Raw genomic sequence first — 18721 nt, 5'->3', positions numbered from 1 at the left:
CTGCACCGATTCGTCAGTCGGCGGCTGTCTTGGCGCACCGACTGCGCACTCTTTGATGTCTATCTGGGCTGCTGCGATTCGCCATTGCTGGCAGGACAGGATGCGTGCGAGCGACTGCCTGTGGCTTTCAGACGGCCCGCTTGCCGACTCATTTGTTCAATCCTGCAGCAGTCACGCCGCGCGCCAGTAGCTGGCGCCCGCCATCCTGCAGGTCGTCCGGTTGGATCACGAGCGGCACGTCCGGCAACACTCCGATCGACTGGGTGGCGTAGGGGCGGTTCGACTTGGGCGAAAGCCCTCGGTTGCAACACGGTCGATCAGTGCGGTTTCCTGCATTTCGCCAGCGCGTAGCGCGTGTGTGGGATCGAAGGCATAAAAGCTTTCGCTTACCAGCGCGCGGTAACCGGTCTCGCCCAACGCGATGCCGTCACTCTTGGAATCACGTCCGCCGCCAGCGCCGATGGTGCGCTCGCCGATGACGGTGGCGCCGTTGGCCCAGAGATAGGTGGCGAGCAGTTCGCCAGCCGATCGGGTGCCCGCATCGACCAGGACGAGCAGCGGTTTTTGCGAGGCCACGGTGCCGCAGCTGGCGTCATTCGGAAGTGCCTCCAGGCGCACGATGCCCGCTTTGCCGGATGCGCTCATCTCATACGTGTGCACCGGCTTGCGTCCGCTGATGGCCCAGGCCAGGCCGCGCACTTCGCGCGCAAACCCACCCATGTTTCCACGCAGGTCGATGAGCATGACGTCGGACTGTTTTGCGAGTGCATCGTAGCGACCGATTAGCTGCTTGGTCACTGCACAAAACCCCGCCAGCATCGGTGCATCGGTGTTGTTCGATTCGGGACTAGCCGTCTCTGCTGCCTCCGCTGCCGTGGTGAAGGTTGCGCTGTACTGCGGCGCAAACGCGCCCATACGCAGGGTCCCGACCTTCGTGTTTCCAATCGTCACGATCTCCGGCAGGTCGGGCAGGTCGACCGAAGATGCGAGTGTCTTGGCAAGGTCTTGGGTCATCGGCTGGTAGTGCAGCGTGACTGTGCGCAGCGCGCGCTGCTGCGTCCGAACGTGCATCTCCAGTGTCTTGCCGAGGCCAGCAACCTCATGCGCCGCCGGCGTGCCCAGCGCAAGGCCCAGCGCCGCTTCCGCCTGGCGTGAGCGGTCGTTCCCGCCAAAAGTGAGGCGTGCAGCGTTTTTCAACCACGCCTGTGTCGGTATGTGGTTGATGCGCAGGACTTCATCCCCCGGTGCAAGCGTGGTGATCCGGGCATCGAGCACGTGCCAGACGACCAGATTGCCGTCGCTGGAGGTGCGGAACAACACGCCCAGCGTCTCTGTCTTGCCCGCCTTGTCGCCTGTCAGCGCGACGTGCTGATCGGCAAGGCCGACCAGGCGTTGCGATAGCGCGCTGGCGGTCGCATCACGCGGCACCGTTGTGGCTGTTTTCCAGGCATCGGTACTGCCTTGCACGTCCTGCGGATAGGCGGCGCGGTACTGGTCGACGTACAGCAATGAGGGGTACTCACGACGCAGTGACGTGTCGAGCCCTTGGGCAGAGACTGCCGGGCACAACGACCAGGCTGTGACTGCCACGCATGTGATGAGTCGTTTCATTGAGATCCAGTGATTGCAGCAGGGACTGATGCCAAAGACGGTCGCGCTGCCGTGCGACGCACTGCTGCGCGCACCCTGGCAGCGCGATGGATGGATGATAAGGCCGAGTCCGCCTGGCGGTGAGGTGCCGTCCGGCATCGTGACTTTCGGCGCGCGCATGCGATGTTGCAGGAACGCTGTTTGGGGCCGCATTCGGCGCCATGGCACAACGTTGTGGCGGTGGGTGATCCGCTGGGTCCATCAGTGCGAAGCGATGGCAGGCAGGGGTGCTAAGCACGTTGGTAGCCAGCCGTGATCAACCTCCGCAACAGCAGCCCGAACGCACCGTGCATGACAGCGGCATCACGATCGCGCAGCAGGGACGTGCTGTACCTGCGGTACCCAAGCTGGCAATCACCACTTGCCGCATGCGTGCTCACGGTTACGGCGCTTACGCTGCCGGGCCGGGCGCGGCATCCTGCGTGTCGCGAAGAAAATCGATCAAGGCACGCAGCGGGCCTGGGATCAACGTGCGGCTGGGGTAATACAGAAACGGGCCGGAGAAGGTCTGCCACCACGGTTGCAGGATGGGTTCCAGCGTGCCGGTGTCCAGGTGCGGGCGTAGCCAGTCTTCGAACAGGTGGATGACGCCACTGCCGGCGACGGCCGCATCCACTGCCAGGTCGATGCCGCCGCCCACCTGCACGATCAACTGGCCGAGCGGGTCGATGCTGATCACTTCCGCAGCACGTTCGAATTCCCATGCCGGGATCGCGCCGCTGACAAAGCGCCCGCGGATGCAGGTGTGCTGCAGCAGCTGTTTGGGGTGGCCGGGCCGGCCGTGGAGGTCCAGATACCGCGGCGCCGCTGCGGTGGCGATGCGCTGCACGCGTGGGCCGATCGGCACGGCGATCATGTCCGGTTGCAGGCGCTCTTCATAGCGAATGCCGGCGTCGCAGCCGGCCGCGATCATGTCCACGAAGCTTTCTTCGGTGGTGATCTCGACACGGATGTCGGGGTAGGCGGCCATGAAGGCGGGCAGGATTGCCGGCAGCACCAGCCGCGCGGCGCTCACCGGCACGTTGAGGCGCAGGTTGCCCATCGGTCGGCTGCGGAATTGGTTGACCGCGTCGATGGCCGATTCCAGCTCGCCCAGGACGGGTGCCACACGCGCAAGCAACAGCCGGCCGGCATCGGTGGGCACCACGCTGCGGGTGGTGCGATTGAACAGGCGCACGCCCAGGCGTTCTTCGAGCCGGCGGACGGCCTCGCTGAGGTTGGAGGCGCTGACGCCGCTATGGCGCGCGCCCTCACGAAAGCCCTGCGCCTGCGCGACAGCAATAAAAGCCTGCAGGTCTGCCAGATGGGTCGCCATTGTTCGATATCCTGCACAGCCTGTGTGCTTTGCCCTGGATTGTTGCACGCATCGGGCCTGCCTAGAGTGGCGTCACCCCAACGGAGACACGCCATGTTGACCACTTCATCCGCCTCTACCTATGCCCTCGGCGACCGCCAGGTGGGCCGCCTCGGCTACGGCAGCATGCAGCTCGCCGGCCCGCATGTGTTCGGGCCGCCCGCCTCGCGCAACGCCGCCATTGCGGTGCTGCGCGAGGCGGTGGCGCTGGGCGTGACCCACCTGGATACCAGCGACTTCTATGGCCCGCACATCACCAACCAGATCATTCGCGAGGCGCTGCATCCGTATCCGCAGCAGCTGACCATCGCAACCAAGGTCGGTGCCAAGCGCGATGCGAGTGGCGCGTGGCTGCCGGCGATGGCGCCGGAAGCGCTCACCCAGGCCGTGCACGACAACCTGAAACACCTGGGTTTGGATGTGCTGGAGGTGGTCAACCTGCGCAGCATGCTGGACGTGCAACGCCCGGTGGAAGGGTCGCTGGAACCACAGCTCACCGCGCTGGCCGAGCTGCAGCAGCGCGGGCTGATCCGCCACATCGGCTTGAGCAATGTCACCGCGCAACAGGTCGAAGAAGGCCGGGCGCTGTGCCGCATTGTGTGCGTGCAGAACCATTACAACCTGGTCCATCGCACCGACGATGCACTGATCGACGCGCTGGCCCGTGAGGGCATCGCCTACGTGCCATTCTTCCCGCTGGGCGGCTTCTCGCCACTGCAGTCCGCGGCGCTGACCGAGGTGGCCGCGCAGCTGCAGGCGACCCCGCAACAGGTGGCCTTGGCGTGGTTGCTGCAGCGCTCGCCGAATGTGCTGGTGATCCCGGGGACGTCATCGCTGGCGCATCTGCGCGAGAACATGGCGGCGGCAACGCTGGAACTGGATGACGCCGTGCTTGCGGTGCTGGAGGGGATTGGGCGGCAGTAAGGCGGTGTGACTTAGGTGGCAGCGGCGCGTGTGGTGGCGATGCGTGCGCTGTCTGCTGCCTCGCAGGGAGCTGTGATGTTCTGGCGGACGCGGCGGACTGGTGCCTGCAGTGACTGTGTGTGTTTCCCAGGCGGACGGTGCCGGTCCTCGTCCGCGACGCATTGGCAAGGCTGTCTTGCGACGAATATACGAAACATATACGATTCGTATAAATCCACTTGCAAGGCAATCTCATGGGCATCGTCAACATCGACGACAGCTTGCACGATCAGTTGCGTCGGGCCTGCACGGTCACGCATCGGTCGATCAATGCGCAGGCCACGTTCTGGATCAGGATCGGCATGCTGTGCGAGATGCATCCGGACCGGTGTTTTCAGGACATCGTGGCCGATGAGCTCCGCGGCGCAGGCGTGCAATCGCCCGCGTTGGATGCGCGACGCACATGATCAAGCAGCCGTACGAATTGGCGTTGATGGCCGATGCCGGTGCGCTGCTTGCGCAGGTGTTTGCGCGCTTGGATCAGTTGCCGATGCAGGGCAAGAGCACGTTGGAGATCAACGATTTCGTCGAGCGCATGATCGTGGACGAGTTGCAGGCGCGGCCTGCGAGCAAAGGGCAGTACGGGTTTGAATTCGTGCTCAATGCCTCGATCAATGATGTGGTGTGTCACGGCGTACCGTCGGCGAACGATGTGCTGCGCAGTGGGCAGATCGTCAATCTGGACATCACGCTGGAAAAGAACGGCTTCATTGCCGATTCGAGCACCACGTACCTGATCGGCGAGGTGTCGTACGCGGCACGTCGCCTGGTCAAGGCAACGTATCAGGCCATGTGGAAAGGCATTGCCGCGGTACGCCCTGGTGCGCGCGTTGGCGATATTGGGCACGCGATCGCGCGCCATGCGCGTGAGCAGGGCTACAGCGTGGTCAGGGAATACTGCGGGCACGGCATTGGCCGCGAAATGCACGAGGAGCCGCAAATCCTGCATGACAGCCATGCCAACACCGGCCCGGAGCTGCAGGAGGGCATGGTGTTCACCATCGAGCCGATGCTCAACCAGGGCAAGCCAGCGGTGCGCGCGGAGGCCGACGTGTGGCCGGTGCATACGCGCGATGGCCTGTTGTCCGCTCAGTTCGAACACACCGTGGCAGTCACGCGTACCGGCGTGCAGGTGTTGACGCTGCGGCCGAATGAAGTGCCGCGTTGCGTGCTGGGCTAAAAGCGGCTAACAAAACGTAGCGAGCAGTCGTCAGGTGGGTGCGGACGGCGCGGAGGAACCGGAGTGTACGTGGGTACATGCCGATTCCGAGCACCGGCCGCGCCCGCCTTGAGGCTGCGCAGTAGTTTTGATAGCTGCTCTAAAGCATGGTTGCACGCGCTGGCCGTAGTGCGGCGCACGCCTGGCCTTCCACGACCAGGCCGCGATCCAGGTGGTGGAAGGGCTGCATCCGGTGGTGGATACGCTATGGATGATCCATCGCGCCGAATGGCCGTTGTCTGCGCGCGCGCAACAGGTGGTGGCCTGCATGCACGCAGTGTTCGCGCAGCAGGTGCCCACCACGCAGCACCGCAGCGATGCGCAATCGCGCCGAAGTAGAAAGCGCTGAGCCAGCTGGGCCCGCTTGCGCCTACAGCAGCGACACGCAGTGCAGCTGCGTCTCCAGATATTTGCGCAGGATGCGGTAGCAATCGCGGTCGAACGCGCCGGGTGTCGCCTGCAAACGGCGTGCGCCCGCCAACGAGGTGGCGCTGCCCAGATAGTGCCAATCGCGCAGCACATGGAACTGGGTGCGTTGCGCGCCTTGCTCCTTCAGCGCGATGGCGCCGGGAAATGGCCACGCCGCCTGTTCCAGATGCTGCAGCACGCTGCGTAGCCGTTCTTCGTGCGCGTCCAAGGGCTCGGCACCATGGCAGGCGCCGCTGCAGCGTTTCAGCATGGCGCGGAAACAGGGCCGGCCTGCTTGCAGCCGCTCCAGTCCCAGCAAGCCGTAACAAAGACGATGCTGGTCGGCGAGGCGGCGCAACGTTTCCTTGGCCGCACGCGGGCTGGAATACAGCCCGTACAACCAGGGCGCTGCCGTCGGATCGATCTCGCCGGAATGTTCGATCGACACCTCGCCGCGATACAGCCGGATCGAAAACTGGCGGGGGATTCGGCGCAGCTTCTGGTTGTACAGCGGGCGCAGGGTCTTGATCAGCTGCGACTCCAGCAGTTGTGCGCCGATGTCACCGGCCATTTCGATCACCTGGATGCTGCGCGTCTGACGCAGCAGCGAGGCTTCGGCCGCGTTACGGAAATGGTCCATGATGCGGTTGCGCAGGTGGATGCTCTTGCCGATGTACAACGGCAGCGTGCTGCTCTGTCCATGGAACAGATAGACCCCGGGCGTGGCCGGCAAGGTGTCCAGTTCTGCGCGCAGATGCTCGGGGTAGGTGTAGTCCGGAGCGCCCCAGCTGCGCTTTGCCCGCTCAGCGCGCCCCACCACCGCCGGCCTCCTGTCTCGGTGGTAACGCGTTGCTTGGCGCGATGCCAGGCGCGCAGTGCCGCCGTTCGATCAATGTGGTGCGGCGAGTAGCCGTTGTGGTGCGTGTCATCGGCGGCGATGCTGCCAAGCACGTGTCTCAGTGGATGAGACGCGCGGTCATCGGACATCAGACGGCGGCCATGGCGCAGCGCTGCGCCCACCAGGCCGCGCGGCGGTGAACGGTTTAGCGTTTTGTCGCAGTCCAACGACCGGCAGGCGGCCGGAAGTTGTGGCGATGCTGGCGGGCGCGCTATCGTCTCGCCCGCGACGGGCACAACCGATGCCGCACGCGGGCAGTCTTCACGGGGGAGTCGCTAACGCCATGGAGCATGCACGACGCTGTCGACCGCCCGCCGTTCGATGGCAAGACGCATCGCGCACGCCTGCCTTATTTCCGGCAGTGGTCCACCCCAACTACGTCAGACGCGATGCCCGTTGATCCCAGTGGTGAGTCGTTTTCCTTCCTTGCCGGTGGTGGCGAAATGGGCGCGCGGATGCGTGCGCACGACTGGAGTGGCTCGGCGCTGGGGCTGCCGTCGCAGTGGCCGCAATCGCTGCGTTCGGCGCTGTCGATCTGCCTGAACTCGCCGGTGCTCGCCACGGTATTGTGGGGCCCTGACCTGGTGATGCTCTACAACGACGCCTATATCCCGTCGATGGCCGATCGCCATCCGTGGGCGTTGGGCCAGCCGGTCTCCGAGGTCTGGGGCGCGTCCTGGGAACAGGTGGCGCCGCCGTTCCGCCGGTGTCTGCAGACCGGCGAAGGTTTCGAGCAGCGGCATGTGGAACTGCCGATGGTGCGTCGCGGCGTGCCGGAAATGACCTACTGGAACTTCAGCGCCGCACCGATCCGCGGCGAAGACGGCAGCATCGTGGGCCTGTTCAACCAGGGCATCGAAATCACCGAGACGGTGCGCGCCGATCGCCTGCGCGTCGCCGAAGCCGAGCGGCGGCGCCGGCTGTTCGAACAGGCTCCCGGGTTCACCGCGATCTTGCACGGCCCGGAGCATGTGTTCGCTTTCGTCAATGCCGCCTATCTGCGGCTGGTGGGCGGTCGCGACATGCTCGGCATGAGCGTGCGTGCCGGCTTGCCGGAGCTCGAAGGCCAGGGTTTCTACGAATTGCTCGACAGCGTCTACAGCACCGGCGAGCGCTTCGTGGCGTCCGCCGTGTCGATCCAGCTGCAGCGGACCGGTACCGGCGCCGAGCAGCGCTTTGTCGATTTTGTCTATGAGCCGGTCAAGGACGATGCCGGCCGCGTCACCGGCATCTTCGTGCAGGGGTTCGACACCACCGATGCGCAGCAGACGCAGCAGGCCTTGCGCGAGAGCGAAAAACGCTACCGCATGCTGTTCGAAAACATCGACGCCGGCTTCTGCATTGCCGAGGTCAAGTTCGATGCGCAGGGTCAGGCAATCGACCACCGCATGCTCGCGGTCAACCCGGCCTTCGAGCGGCATACCGGCCTGACCGATGTGGTGGGCAAATGGTCGAGCCAGTTGCTGCCCGGCATCGAGCAGGAGTGGCACGAGGCGTATGGCCGCGTTGCCCGCAGTGGCGAGCCGCTGCGCTTCGAGCGCGAGGCTGCACGGCTGGGGCGCTGGTACGATGCGCACCTGTTTCCGGCCGGCACCCACGACAATCACGTGGCGATGCTGATCGTGGACATCACCCAGCGCCGGCGGGTGGAGCAGCAGTTGCGCGACTTGAACGAGACGCTGGAGCAACGCGTTGTCGAAGCATTGGCCGAGCGGCGCCTGTTCGCCGACTTCGTCGATAGCACCGACGCGGCCGTGCTCGCTTGCGACCTGGACTTCACCATCCTGGCCCTCAACACCGCCAGCGCCGAGGCTTTGCGGCTCGCCTATGGGGTGTCTGCGCATGTGGGCGACAACCTGCTCGGTCTGCTGGACGGCTTGCCCGAACATCGCGCGCAGGTGGCGCGCCACTGGGGCCGCGCGCTAAGTGGCGACGAGTTCCTGGTGCTGGAGGAATTCGGCGACCCGGCACGCGCGCTGCGGCATTACGAAGTGCGCTTCAGCCAGCTGCGCGATCGCCATGGCGGACGAGTGGGCGCCTTCCAGGTGGCGCAGGATGTCACCGACCGCGTGCAGACCGAAGCCAGCCTGGAGGTGGCACGCGAGGCGTTGCGGCAGAGCCAGAAGATGGAAGCGGTGGGGCAGCTCACCGGCGGGCTGGCGCACGACTTCAACAATCTGCTGACCGGCCTTTCCGGCAGCCTGGAGTTGATGCAGACGCGCATGGGCCAGGGCCGCTTCGACGATGTGGAGCGCTACATCGCGGTGGCGCAGAAAGCGGCCGGCCGCGCGGCAGCGTTGACGCATCGGCTGCTGGCGTTTTCGCGCCGGCAGACGCTCGCGCCCAAGCCGACCGATGTGAATGCACTGATTGCCGGCATGGAAGACTTGATCCGGCGCACGGTGGGACCGTCGATCGAACTCACCACGGTGGCCGAACAGGCGCTGTGGCCCGCGTTGGTGGATCCATCCCAGCTGGAAAATGCGCTGCTCAACCTGTGCCTCAACGCGCGCGACGCGATGCCGGACGGCGGCCGCATCACCATCGAAACCGCCAATAGCTGGTTGAACCATTCGGCCACGCAGCAACACGAGGTGCCCGATGGCGAGTACCTGTCGTTGTGCGTAAGCGACACCGGCACCGGCATGCCCGGAGACGTCATTGCGCGCGTGTTCGAGCCGTTCTTCACCACCAAACCGATCGGCGAGGGCACCGGCCTGGGGCTGTCGATGATTTACGGTTTTGCGCAGCAGTCCGGTGGCCAGGTGCGGGTGTCGTCGACCGTGGGCGAGGGCACTACCGTCTGCATCCACTTGCCGCGGCATCTGGGCGATGCCACCGGCGATGCGCAAGCGCGCACGCTGCCGGCGACGCCGCGTTCGCAACAGGGCGAGACTGTGCTGGTGGTGGACGACGAACCCAGCGTGCGCATGTTGGTGGCCGACATTCTGGAGGAACTGGGCTATACCGCGTTGCAGGCGGTGGACGGCGCATCCGGCTTGAGCGTGCTGCAGTCCGATGTGCGGATCGACTTGCTGATCACCGATGTTGGCTTGCCGGGTGGCATGAACGGGCGGCAGATGGCCGATGCGGCGCGGATCGCGCGGCCGCGCTTGAGCGTGTTGTTCATTACCGGCTATGCGGAAACCGCCGTGCTCGGCGCCGGCCAACTTGCGCCGGGCATGGCCGTGCTGACCAAGCCGTTCGGTATCGATGCGATGGCGGCGCGCATTCGCGAGATGATTCGCTAGGTGTTCGCGGCAGTGCTGTGCGGTGGCATCGCGTTGCCGCGCCTGCGCGAGATGCACAGACAGCAGGGCGCTCTCAGGCGCCCGGTCTCAGGTGAATGACATACACCATGAGCGCTTCCGGCGAGCGCATGGCCCTCCGGAAGCGCCGCGCGGTCAGCGATTGCCGCCGCCGCTGGACTGGCCGCCCTTCTTGCCGGCTTCGCGTGCTTCTTCCGAGCTGAATTCGTGTGCGTTGCCGCTCTGATGGGCTGCCTTGCCGCCCTTGGAGGCGATTTCCCGCTGCTTGTCTTCATCCATCGAAGCAAAGCCGCGGTTACTGGTGCCGCCCTGGTTTTGGTTCTGATTTGCCATGGAGAGTTCTCTTGGTTCGTTGCTTGGGGAATGCACGCACGCGTTTGCGTGGTGCGGGGCAGAGCATCGCGCCGCCTGCATAAAACGCACGTCGGCGATGCGCCAATCGCACCTGAGCGCATAAGCGGACTTGGCGATTTTTCTTCACTGCCAAGAAACGGGCGATGGCGATCGCTAGCGCGTAGGCATGTGGACGGATGCGTTCGCGTTCGGTCGCGCATGCCCAGACGCACAGGCAGTTGCACGGCCGGCTATGCTGCACGCCCGGAACGAAATGGATGAGCATGCAGATGCGAGGTCACGCAGCGGCGATGGTGTTGGCAACGGCGATGGCAACCGGCCCCTGTGCCGCAGCGGCGCTGCCGCCAGAGCTGAGCGCGCACCTGCCTGCCGGCTACACGCTCATCCAGGCGGTTGATTCGGATTTGAACGGCGATGGCCGGCGCGATTACTTGCTGGCGTTGCGGCGCGCCGATGAGGCAGCGCAGATTGCCGCCGGCAAGGATGCACCGCAGCGGCTGTTGCTGGTCCTGATACACACGGACGATGGCCGCTTTGTCGAAGCCGCGCGCAACGCACAGGTGATCTTCAAGGCCGATGACGGTGGGCAGTGCGATCCGTTCGACGACGACGGCCAGGGGTTGGTGGCCAAGGGCGCCTATTTCACCGTGCAGAACGGCGTTGCATGCGGCCAGCACTGGACCGACTACATCACCTTCCGCTACGACCGCACGCAGCGTGCAGTGCTGTTCCATGTGCGCATCATTGAAGACTGGGTGACCAACCCGGACGCAGAGCGCGATGGCGAGGCGCTGCGTCTGAGCCGGCACGAGGTGATCAAGGCCGACCCGCGCAAGCCGGTGACGCTGTCTGCCTACAGTCCCCTCGGTGGCTAGGTGTCGCGCTAACGTAATGGCGTGATCAGCAGGCGAGTGCCGGGCCTGGCATCGGCGTGTGCGACGCGTTTGCTGCGTTGTCTGCGCAGCGCCGGTGTGTGGCCAGCGCCTGCGCCGTGCGGCGAGCCCGCAGCGCGATCGCGCGGCTCAGCCAGCCGGTTGCCGCGGCTCCGCGCCACGCCGGTACACAAACAGGCGCGGCGCCTTGGCGACGTGCACCGCGGCCTGGCGTTCGCCGGCAATCAATGAAAAACCGATGTCGGCCAGCATGCGCGACAAGGTGTTCGCATTGCCGCGGCCAGGGTCGCTGATCACGATCTCGCAGGCCGGTTTGGCCAGGTCGGGAATCAGCTTGGCCAGCAAGGTGGCGTGGCGGGTTTCGTAGAGCACGTCGCTGGCGATGATCATGTCGAACTGGCCCATGTCCGCCGCGCCCGCATCCCAGTCCAGGCGCCGGTACGGCACCGATTCCAGCGCATTGAGCGCAGCGTTGTAGGCGAGGAAGACTTCGGCCAGCGGGTGATGGTCGCTGGCCACGATGTCGGCGCCGCGGCGGCGCAACACCAGGCTGGCCAGCCCCAGGCCACAACCGAGTTCGAGAATGCGTTTGCCGGCCACCGGCCGGGTGGCCATCGCTTCGGCCAATAGCTGGCCGGCGGGCCAGACCTGGCCGAACAGGCTCCACTGCGCCGAGGAAATCCCCGCATCGGCGGCGGTCTGGTCGGGGTCTGCGTACTGCTGTTTGTCCGCCAACGCACGGATGCTGAGGGTGTGCTGCCCGAAGGTCAGCGCATGGATCTGGGTCTGATAGCCCGGCATGGTCGCGTCGCGTGATCGCCAGGCGCGCAGGCCGGCGGAGAGAGAAGAGCGCGCAACGGCGCCAGAACGGCCGGACGAGACGCAGGAGCTGCGTGGTGCACGCGCATGCTACGGCAAACCCGACCGTGGCGCGTTAGCGCGCGCGGTGCGTGCAGGCAATGGCGCACAGCCCGGCGCTTGCATGCAAGCCGGTAGCTGCCGCTATGGTCGCGGCAGTGAAGGTGTGGAGACGAGGATGAAGCACTGGGTGTTTCTGGCGGTGGCAATCGTTGCGGAGGTCATGGCGACGGCGGCGCTTACATCCAGCGAAGGCTTCACCCGGCGATGGCCGTCGCTGCTGACCGTGCTCGGCTATGCCGTGGCGTTCTATTGCCTGGCGGCGACGTTGCGGGTGATCCCGGTCGGCATCGCGTACGCGCTCTGGTCCGGAGCCGGCATCGTGCTGATCTCGTTGGTGGCCTGGCTGGTGCATGGCCAGCGGCTGGATCTGCCGGCCATGCTGGGCATGGCGCTGATCGTGGCCGGCGCGGTGGTCATCGATGTGTTCTCGAAGATGGCGCCGCAGTGACGGCGCACGGCGGGGACACGCGTCGCCGCGCGCCGGGCAAGACCGGCAATTTTTCCGCATCGCGGCAGTCCACACGCTCCGCAGCGAGGGTGCCGGGCAGTCACCCGAGCGCAGCTACGTTCGGCTGCAATCAAAGGTTGCATCGCGGTCATTTGCCGGTCTGGAAAGGCTCACGGATGTGATGGGGGCCTCACCGGGCTCGTCTAAACTAGCGCCACGGGAATGGCCCCGCGGAGAGCACGCACTTGAACGATTCCGGTTACGGAGAGCCACGGGCGCCATTGATTGGCGAATCGCAGACGCTTCCGGTTAGCAAGCATCGCTCGGACATCTTCTTTGCTGCGGTGGAAACCACGCGCATGCCGATGACGGTGACCGACCCATACCTGCCGGATAACCCGATCGTGTTCGCCAACCGGGCCTTCCTGGAAATGACCGGGTACGCTGCCGACGAAATCATCGGCAACAACTGCCGCTTCCTTCAGGGTCCGGAGACCGATCGCCAGGCCGTGGCCGATGTGCGTGACGCCATCGATAACCGCCGCGAATTCGCCACTGAAGTGCTGAATTACCGCAAGGACGGCTCGACATTCTGGAATGCGCTGTTCGTTTCCCCGGTCTTCGATGACACCGGCAAGCTGGTGTACTTCTTTGGCTCGCAGCTGGACGTCAGCCGCCGCCGTGATGCCGAAGATGCCCTGCGCCAGGCGCAGAAGATGGAAGCGCTGGGCCAGCTCACCGGCGGCATTGCACACGACTTCAATAACCTGCTGCAGGTGATGTCCGGGCATCTGGAATTCATCCAGATGATGGTCAGCAACGGCAACGGCAGCCCCGATCGCATCGCGGTCAGCGCGGAGCACGCCGCCGCGGCGGCGGCCAAGGCCGCGACCTTGACCCAGCAATTGCTAGCGTTTTCGCGCAAACAGAAATTGCGTGGCCGGGTGGTCAATCTCAATGGCCTGGTGTCGGGCATGAACAATATGGCCGAGCGCGCGCTGGGGGGCGGCATCACCCTTCGTCAGGCGCTGGAAGAACGGCTGTGGAATTGCCAGATCGACACGACGCAGGCCGAAGTAGCGCTGTTGAACGTGCTGATCAATGCGCGTGACGCCATGGCCAATGCCGAGCGCAAGGAAGTGATGGTGCAGACGCAGAATGTGGAGATCACCAGCCACGATCTGTCGATGTATCACCAGCTGGCGCCGGGCCGCTACGTAAGCATTGCGGTGACCGACAGCGGCTCGGGCATGCCGCCGGAAGTGGTGAGCCGGGTCATGGAGCCGTTCTTCACCACCAAGGAAGAGGGGCAGGGCACGGGCCTGGGCTTGTCGATGGTGTATGGCTTCGTTAAGCAATCCGGCGGCACCGTGCGCATCTACAGCGAAGTGGGCGAAGGCACCACGGTGCGGCTGTATTTTCCCGCCTCCAGCGATTACGAAAACGCGCTGCCGTCCACCAAGAACCGCGCCTTGGACAAGGGCGGCAACGAAACCATCCTGATCGTGGAAGACAAGGAGGACGTGGCGGTGGTGGCCAAGATGTTCCTGGAAGGTGCCGGTTATCGCGCGCTGTCCGCGTCGAGCGGGCGCGAAGCGATCCAGGTGCTGGAGCAGCATCCGGAAGTGGACGCCTTGTTCACCGATCTGATCATGCCAGGCGGCATGAACGGCGTGGTGCTGGCGCGCGAAGCACGGCGGATGCTGCCCAAGATCAAGGTATTGCTCACCACCGGCTATGCCGATGCCAGCATCCAGCGCACCGATGTGGGCGGCGCGGAGTTCGACGTGGTCAACAAGCCGTACACGCAGAAGGAATTGCTCAAGCGCATTCGCATGTTGCTGGATGGTCCCACCGGCGTTGGTTGAATACGTGCAGGTGCCGGCGCGGCCTGGAGTGCCCGGCAGTGGCCCATCCGTGAACGCCTAGCCAGGCACACGCGCACTTTCAACCAGGCATGACATCCGGCGGGGCATGCTCAGGCCTCATTGCCGAGGTGTCCCATGCACAAATTCATTTGGGTGGTCATTGCGCTGCTGAGTCTGGTTGGCTGCGCCACCGGGCGTCTGTCTGACGAAGAGCGCCTGCAGCTGTACCGCGCCAACGCCGGTGCGCCGGTGCGGGATTTCCGCTATGGCAACAGCCTGGCCGGCTGGACCGCATTGGGCGGCAGCGCGTTGGCGGTGTGGACGCGCCCCAATCAGGCGTATTTGCTGGAACTGCGCGCGAGCTGCAACGAGCTGGGGTATGCGCCGGCCATTGCGATCACGCAGCGCTTTGGTCAGGTGAGTGCGCGCTTCGACAATGTGATTGCGCTCGGTGGCCCGGGGATGATCCGTATTCCGTGCCGCATCGAGACGATTCGCCCGCTCGACGTCAAGGCGATCCGTGCCTCGGAGAAACAATTACGCGAGGCCAGGATGCAGGAGCGCACCGAGGCGGAAGCCGAACAGGCTCCGCACGACTGAGCGTGGGCACCTACTCCGGCGAGTCATGATGTCGGCCCGCTGGTCGGCGGTAGTGGCGATGCACGACAGCGCCTTAGCGTGAAGATGCGCGCAACACCGGGCCAAACGCACGCTGCAGCCAACACGCTGCAGCCAATTAGCTACGTGCCGCGCTCACTCTTCACCCAGCGGATCGACATACCCTTCTGGCTTGTCGGCATTGCGTTCGAACAGGAACTTCTGCAGTTCCGCTTCGAGGAAGGCGCGGTGCTTGGGGTCACGCGGCGAGAGCCGGTTTTCGTTGATCAGCATGGTCTGGTGCGCAAGCCAGGCCTGCCAGCCGGCCTTGCCAATCTGCGCGAAAATACGTTGGCCGAGCTCGCCGGGATACGGCGCAAAATCCAGGCCTTCGGTGTCGCATTGCTGGTACTGGCAGAACACGGTGCGGGACATGCAAAGTTCCTTGTATGGTGCGCGCGTGATGTGGGCGATGCAGGTGTGCAGGGCTCAACCAACACACGGTGCGCTGGAGTCGCAGTGTAAGCCTGTGTCCTGTCAAAGCCGAGCCAGGGTTGCATGCGCACGTGGTTCTCGTGCGGCGCGCGTTTACAACGCGTCGAGCAATTTGCGGATCGGCGCCGGCAGGCCTAGCGTTGCAAGATCTGCGCGTGCCACCCAGCGCAGGTCGTCGTTGTCGCGCAGCACCTGGCGCAGCGCGACCTTGCGCAGGCGCAGTGGCTGCAAATGCAGGCGGTAGTGGCTGAAGGTGTGCACGATCATCGGCATTTCGTCGGCACGGTCGTAATCGCCATCGATATGCGCGGCGAACCACTCACGCAACGCGCTGTCGGTTTCGGCTTGTGGCAGCGTCCACAGCGATGCCCAGATGCCGGCGGGTGGGCGGCGTTGCAGCAGGATCTCGTTGTGCGCGTTTTCCAGCAGCAGCGCGGTGGCCTCGCGCTCGGGCAATTGCTTGCCGGGCTTGGGCGTGGGCAGTGCCTCGACCAGGCCCTCGCGACGCGCTACGCAGTTGTCCTGCAGCGGGCACACCATGCACGCCGGTCTGGCGCGCGTGCACAGCGTGGCGCCGAAATCCATCTGCGCCTGCGTGTAGTCGGCCAGGCGGCCGGCGGGCACGTGTGCGACATGGTTCGCCGCCAACTGCCATAGCTGTTTTTCCACGACCGGCAAGCCGGGATAGCCGGCAATGCCGTGGATGCGCGTGAGTACGCGTTTGACGTTGCCATCCATGATTGGAAAGCGGTCGTTCCAGGCCTGGCTGAGGATCGCGCCGGCGGTGCTGCGGCCGATGCCGGGCAGCGCCAGCAGCGCATCGAAATCGCGCGGCAACTCGCCTGCATGCAAGGCCACGCACTGCTTGGCGGCCGCATGCAGGTTGCGAGCACGCGCGTAGTAACCCAGCCCGGCCCAGTGCGCCATCACCGTGTCGTTGTCGGCGGCGGCCAGATCGGCAAGGGTGGGGAAGCTGGCGACGAACTTCTGGAAGTACGGGATCACCACCGCGACCTGGGTCTGCTGCAGCATGATTTCCGACAACCACACCCGGTAGGGCGCGCGTGGATGCTGCCAGGGCAGGTCGTGCCGGCCATGGCCATCGAACCAGTGCAGCAGACGGTCGACAAACGCATCGGTGGTGAGCGTGGCGGGTGCGGGCATGGGGTCTGCTGGCGTGGGAAGGCGAGGGCTCAAGGCGGTTGGTGTGCAGAGGTGCGGTGACTCAATCCCGCATGCGGCTGCGCGCTTCGTGCGAGCTGATACGCAATGCCGCCATTGTGCAGTGTAGGCGTCGGTGGCTTGATCTCGGCACTCAACAGCGCAGCAAGGTGCATGTTTGCAGGGTGGATAGGCATCGCGCCATGCGGCTAACTGCACGTCCGGCGGCCCTTGATGCCGCTGCCACGCCGGTACTTTGTCGATCACGCGCTGCAGATGGCAAACCTGCGCTGCGCCAGAGGCGCCTCCCGCAGCGCCTCCCGCTGCAACGGCTGAAGGTGGCCGCTGCAGCTCGATCCCGCAGCCACGCCTGGCCAGTGCAGACGCAGCGCGGTGAGTGCATCCACGTAGGCATCTGGACCCCAACGCCAGTGCTGCATGCGTGCAGCACTGCAGCAGGCGTGGAATCAGCTGCCCAACGCTTCTGGCAGCAGCGCATCGACAAACGCTTCCGGGTCGAATACGCGTAGGTCTTCCGGGCGCTCGCCGATACCGGCAAAACGGATCGGAATGCCGAACTCGCGGGCCAGCGCAAATACCACGCCGCCCTTGGCGGTGCCATCGAGCTTGGTCACCACCAGGCCGGTGACGCCGACGGCGGCGTGGAACTGGCGCAACTGCGAGATGGCGTTCTGGCCGGTGGTGCCGTCGATGACCATCAGCACTTCGTGTGGCGCGGCGGCATCGATCTTGCCGAGCACACGGCGGATCTTGCCCAGCTCGTTCATCAGCCCGGTCTGCGTGTGCAGGCGGCCAGCGGTATCGGCGATCAGCACCTCGGTGCCACGGGCCTTGGCGGCCTGCAGCGCGTCGAACGCCACCGAAGCGGCATCGGCGTTCTGTCCCTGCGCAATCACGGCCACGCCGTTGCGATCGCCCCAGGCCTGCAGCTGGGCCACCGCGGCGGCACGGAAGGTGTCGCCGGCGGCCAGCATCAGGCTGTGGCCGTCGTCCTTGAAGCGCTTGGCGAGCTTGCCGATGGTGGTGGTCTTGCCGACGCCGTTGACGCCGACGGTCAGCACCACGAACGGCTTGACCGAGCGGTCGATCACCAGCGGCTTGGAGACCGGCTGCAGCAGTGCGATGAGGTCGGCGCGCAAGGCCTTGAACATGGCCTGGGCATCGACGAATTCGCGCGACTTCATGCGCTTGCGCAGGCCTTCGACCAGCGCGGTGGTGGCGCCGATGCCGACGTCGGCGGTGATCAGCGCAGTCTCGATCTCGTCGAGTAGGTCGTCGTCGAGCTTGGGGTTACGGGAGAACAGGCCGCCAAAGCTGCGCGCAAAGGTACTGTTGCGCAGGCGCTCGCGCCAGCCCGGCTTGCCGGCCGGCGCGGCGGGTAGGCTGTCGCGCGTGTCGATGCCGCTGTCCTGCACGACCTGCGTAGGCGCAACCACTGGTGTGGTGACCACGGGCGCTGCCGGGACTGGCGCGTATGCGGCGGGCGGTGTCGCTGCGGGCACCGCAGGCGCAGCCGGTGCAGGCACTACGGGCGGTACCGCCACCTGCGGCGTGGCTACTGGCGCGGCTGGCGTGACTGCCGGGGTCGGCGCTTGCAGCGGTGCAGCAGGTGCGGCCTGTGGCAGCGGCTGCGGCGTAGGCACCACAACGACGGGCGTGGCGGTGGCCGGCGCGCTCGGCGCAACCGGATCCGGCAATGCCTGCAGCGCCGAGGGCGCAGCGGCTGGCGGCGGCGTGGGTGCGCTGGGCACCGCGGCAATGCTCTGCACCTGCCCGGTGCGTGCGGCGATGTCCTGCGCCAGTTGTTCAGCGGGTGCGGCCGGCGTTGCTGGCCTTGGCGTTTCTGCAGCCGGCGTACTGGGCGCTGCCACCAGCGCGACCGGTGTGGTCGGCGCGCTGGCAGGCGGTGTCTGGGCGGGCGCGGGCGGTGCGGCTGGCGTGGCAGCCGATGGCGCCGTGGGGAATGCGGCTGCCAGTTCTTCCAGGCTGTAGCGCGAGGTCCGCGAGCTGTCGGGCGTGGTTGGCTTGTTGCGACGGAAGAAGCTGGCCATTGGCAACGCAGTAGGGGAAACGCGGAATTCTACCATCCGGGCCCGGTCCGGCCCTTGACGCGTCCTTCAGCGCAGCCAGCGCCACGGGGCTCGCAGGCCGGCTGTAATCCTGCCGAATTCTGCATCTGCGGCACACGCGGTCAAGGCGTAT

At 65.6% G+C, this 18721-nt stretch carries 17 protein-coding genes and 1 other RNA gene; 9 read left to right on the top strand and 9 right to left on the bottom strand.

Annotated features, from left to right (window positions below; genetic code table 11):
* Positions 1 to 225 precede the first annotated feature (225 nt).
* A complete protein-coding gene (locus ACCQ01_RS13680; RefSeq protein WP_228432279.1) occupies positions 226 to 1611 on the bottom strand; it encodes a S41 family peptidase in 1386 nt (461 codons plus the stop codon).
* Between the two features lie 430 nt (positions 1612 to 2041).
* Positions 2042 to 2944 carry a LysR family transcriptional regulator gene (locus tag ACCQ01_RS13675; protein WP_228432338.1) on the bottom strand — a complete coding sequence of 301 codons (903 nt, stop codon included), beginning with the start codon at positions 2942 to 2944 and terminating at the stop codon, positions 2042 to 2044.
* A 114-nt stretch (positions 2945 to 3058) separates the two neighbouring features.
* Between ACCQ01_RS13675 and ACCQ01_RS13670 the strand changes: the two genes are divergently transcribed.
* The 3 genes from ACCQ01_RS13670 to map all read left to right on the top strand — a co-directional run bounded on the left by ACCQ01_RS13670 (position 3059) and on the right by map (position 5147).
* Positions 3059 to 3928, top strand: coding sequence for an aldo/keto reductase family oxidoreductase (locus ACCQ01_RS13670; protein WP_228432277.1), 870 nt, complete (start codon positions 3059 to 3061; stop codon positions 3926 to 3928).
* Positions 3929 to 4161: 233 nt separating this feature from the next.
* On the top strand, positions 4162 to 4374 hold the full coding sequence (locus ACCQ01_RS13665) for a ParD-like family protein (RefSeq protein ID WP_076054801.1): 213 nt from the start codon (positions 4162 to 4164) through the stop codon (positions 4372 to 4374).
* Positions 4371 to 5147: a type I methionyl aminopeptidase gene (map, locus tag ACCQ01_RS13660; protein ID WP_228432275.1), complete on the top strand. Its 777-nt coding sequence runs from the start codon at positions 4371 to 4373 to the stop codon at positions 5145 to 5147. The genes ACCQ01_RS13665 and map overlap by 4 nt, the downstream gene beginning before the upstream one ends.
* Before the next feature lie 4 nt (positions 5148 to 5151).
* Here the strand turns inward: map and ACCQ01_RS13655 are convergent.
* Positions 5152 to 5226: non-coding RNA, sX9 sRNA (locus ACCQ01_RS13655), on the bottom strand.
* A gap of 135 nt (positions 5227 to 5361) precedes the next feature.
* On the opposite strand from ACCQ01_RS13655, the gene ACCQ01_RS13650 reads away from it, so the two are divergent.
* The gene (locus tag ACCQ01_RS13650; protein ID WP_228432273.1) at positions 5362 to 5535 is read left to right on the top strand and encodes a hypothetical protein; all 174 of its coding nucleotides are present in this window, start codon (positions 5362 to 5364) and stop codon (positions 5533 to 5535) included.
* 21 nt (positions 5536 to 5556) lie between these two features.
* Here the strand turns inward: ACCQ01_RS13650 and cho are convergent, their stop codons facing one another.
* Entirely contained in the window at positions 5557 to 6414 is an 858-nt protein-coding gene (gene cho / locus ACCQ01_RS13645) for an excinuclease Cho (protein WP_228432272.1), read from the bottom strand.
* A gap of 368 nt (positions 6415 to 6782) precedes the next feature.
* Here cho and ACCQ01_RS13640 point away from each other — a divergent pair, with 368 nt between their 5' ends.
* Entirely contained in the window at positions 6783 to 9743 is a 2961-nt protein-coding gene (locus ACCQ01_RS13640; protein WP_228432270.1) for a PAS domain-containing protein, read from the top strand.
* 153 nt (positions 9744 to 9896) lie between these two features.
* Here ACCQ01_RS13640 and ACCQ01_RS13635 read toward each other — a convergent pair whose 3' ends face one another.
* Complete coding sequence (locus ACCQ01_RS13635) at positions 9897 to 10094, bottom strand: KGG domain-containing protein (protein WP_014508120.1); 198 nt, start codon at positions 10092 to 10094, stop codon at positions 9897 to 9899.
* 278 nt (positions 10095 to 10372) lie between these two features.
* On the opposite strand from ACCQ01_RS13635, the gene ACCQ01_RS13630 reads away from it, so the two are divergent.
* A complete protein-coding gene (locus ACCQ01_RS13630; protein ID WP_228432268.1) occupies positions 10373 to 10990 on the top strand; it encodes a hypothetical protein in 618 nt (205 codons plus the stop codon).
* Positions 10991 to 11137: 147 nt separating this feature from the next.
* On the opposite strand, the gene ACCQ01_RS13625 is transcribed toward ACCQ01_RS13630, so the two are convergent.
* The gene (locus tag ACCQ01_RS13625) at positions 11138 to 11809 is read right to left on the bottom strand and encodes a class I SAM-dependent methyltransferase (protein ID WP_228432266.1); all 672 of its coding nucleotides are present in this window, start codon (positions 11807 to 11809) and stop codon (positions 11138 to 11140) included.
* Between the two features lie 235 nt (positions 11810 to 12044).
* Between ACCQ01_RS13625 and ACCQ01_RS13620 the strand changes: the two genes are divergently transcribed.
* From ACCQ01_RS13620 to ACCQ01_RS13610, 3 genes are all read left to right on the top strand, one after another.
* Complete coding sequence (locus ACCQ01_RS13620) at positions 12045 to 12377, top strand: SMR family transporter (protein ID WP_228432264.1); 333 nt, start codon at positions 12045 to 12047, stop codon at positions 12375 to 12377.
* A 245-nt stretch (positions 12378 to 12622) separates the two neighbouring features.
* Positions 12623 to 14245 carry a hybrid sensor histidine kinase/response regulator gene (locus ACCQ01_RS13615; RefSeq protein ID WP_228432262.1) on the top strand — a complete coding sequence of 541 codons (1623 nt, stop codon included), beginning with the start codon at positions 12623 to 12625 and terminating at the stop codon, positions 14243 to 14245.
* Positions 14246 to 14380: 135 nt separating this feature from the next.
* Complete coding sequence (locus ACCQ01_RS13610) at positions 14381 to 14845, top strand: DUF6491 family protein (RefSeq protein WP_228432260.1); 465 nt, start codon at positions 14381 to 14383, stop codon at positions 14843 to 14845.
* A gap of 153 nt (positions 14846 to 14998) precedes the next feature.
* Here ACCQ01_RS13610 and ACCQ01_RS13605 read toward each other — a convergent pair whose 3' ends face one another.
* From ACCQ01_RS13605 to ftsY, 3 genes are all read right to left on the bottom strand, one after another.
* Positions 14999 to 15277, bottom strand: coding sequence for an oxidative damage protection protein (locus tag ACCQ01_RS13605; RefSeq protein WP_011037561.1), 279 nt, complete (start codon positions 15275 to 15277; stop codon positions 14999 to 15001).
* Between the two features lie 153 nt (positions 15278 to 15430).
* Positions 15431 to 16501 carry an A/G-specific adenine glycosylase gene (mutY, locus tag ACCQ01_RS13600; protein WP_228432258.1) on the bottom strand — a complete coding sequence of 357 codons (1071 nt, stop codon included), beginning with the start codon at positions 16499 to 16501 and terminating at the stop codon, positions 15431 to 15433.
* 464 nt (positions 16502 to 16965) lie between these two features.
* On the bottom strand, positions 16966 to 18570 hold the full coding sequence (gene ftsY, locus ACCQ01_RS13595; RefSeq protein WP_161963338.1) for a signal recognition particle-docking protein FtsY: 1605 nt from the start codon (positions 18568 to 18570) through the stop codon (positions 16966 to 16968).
* Between the last annotated feature and the right edge of the window lie 151 nt (positions 18571 to 18721).

It is taken from the genome of Xanthomonas sp. NCPPB 4037 (genome assembly GCF_041475695.2).
Taxonomy (GTDB): domain Bacteria; phylum Pseudomonadota; class Gammaproteobacteria; order Xanthomonadales; family Xanthomonadaceae; genus Xanthomonas; species Xanthomonas campestris.
The sequence above is the reverse complement of the archived record's forward strand: the minus strand, read 5'-3'. Positions and strand labels throughout refer to the sequence as shown.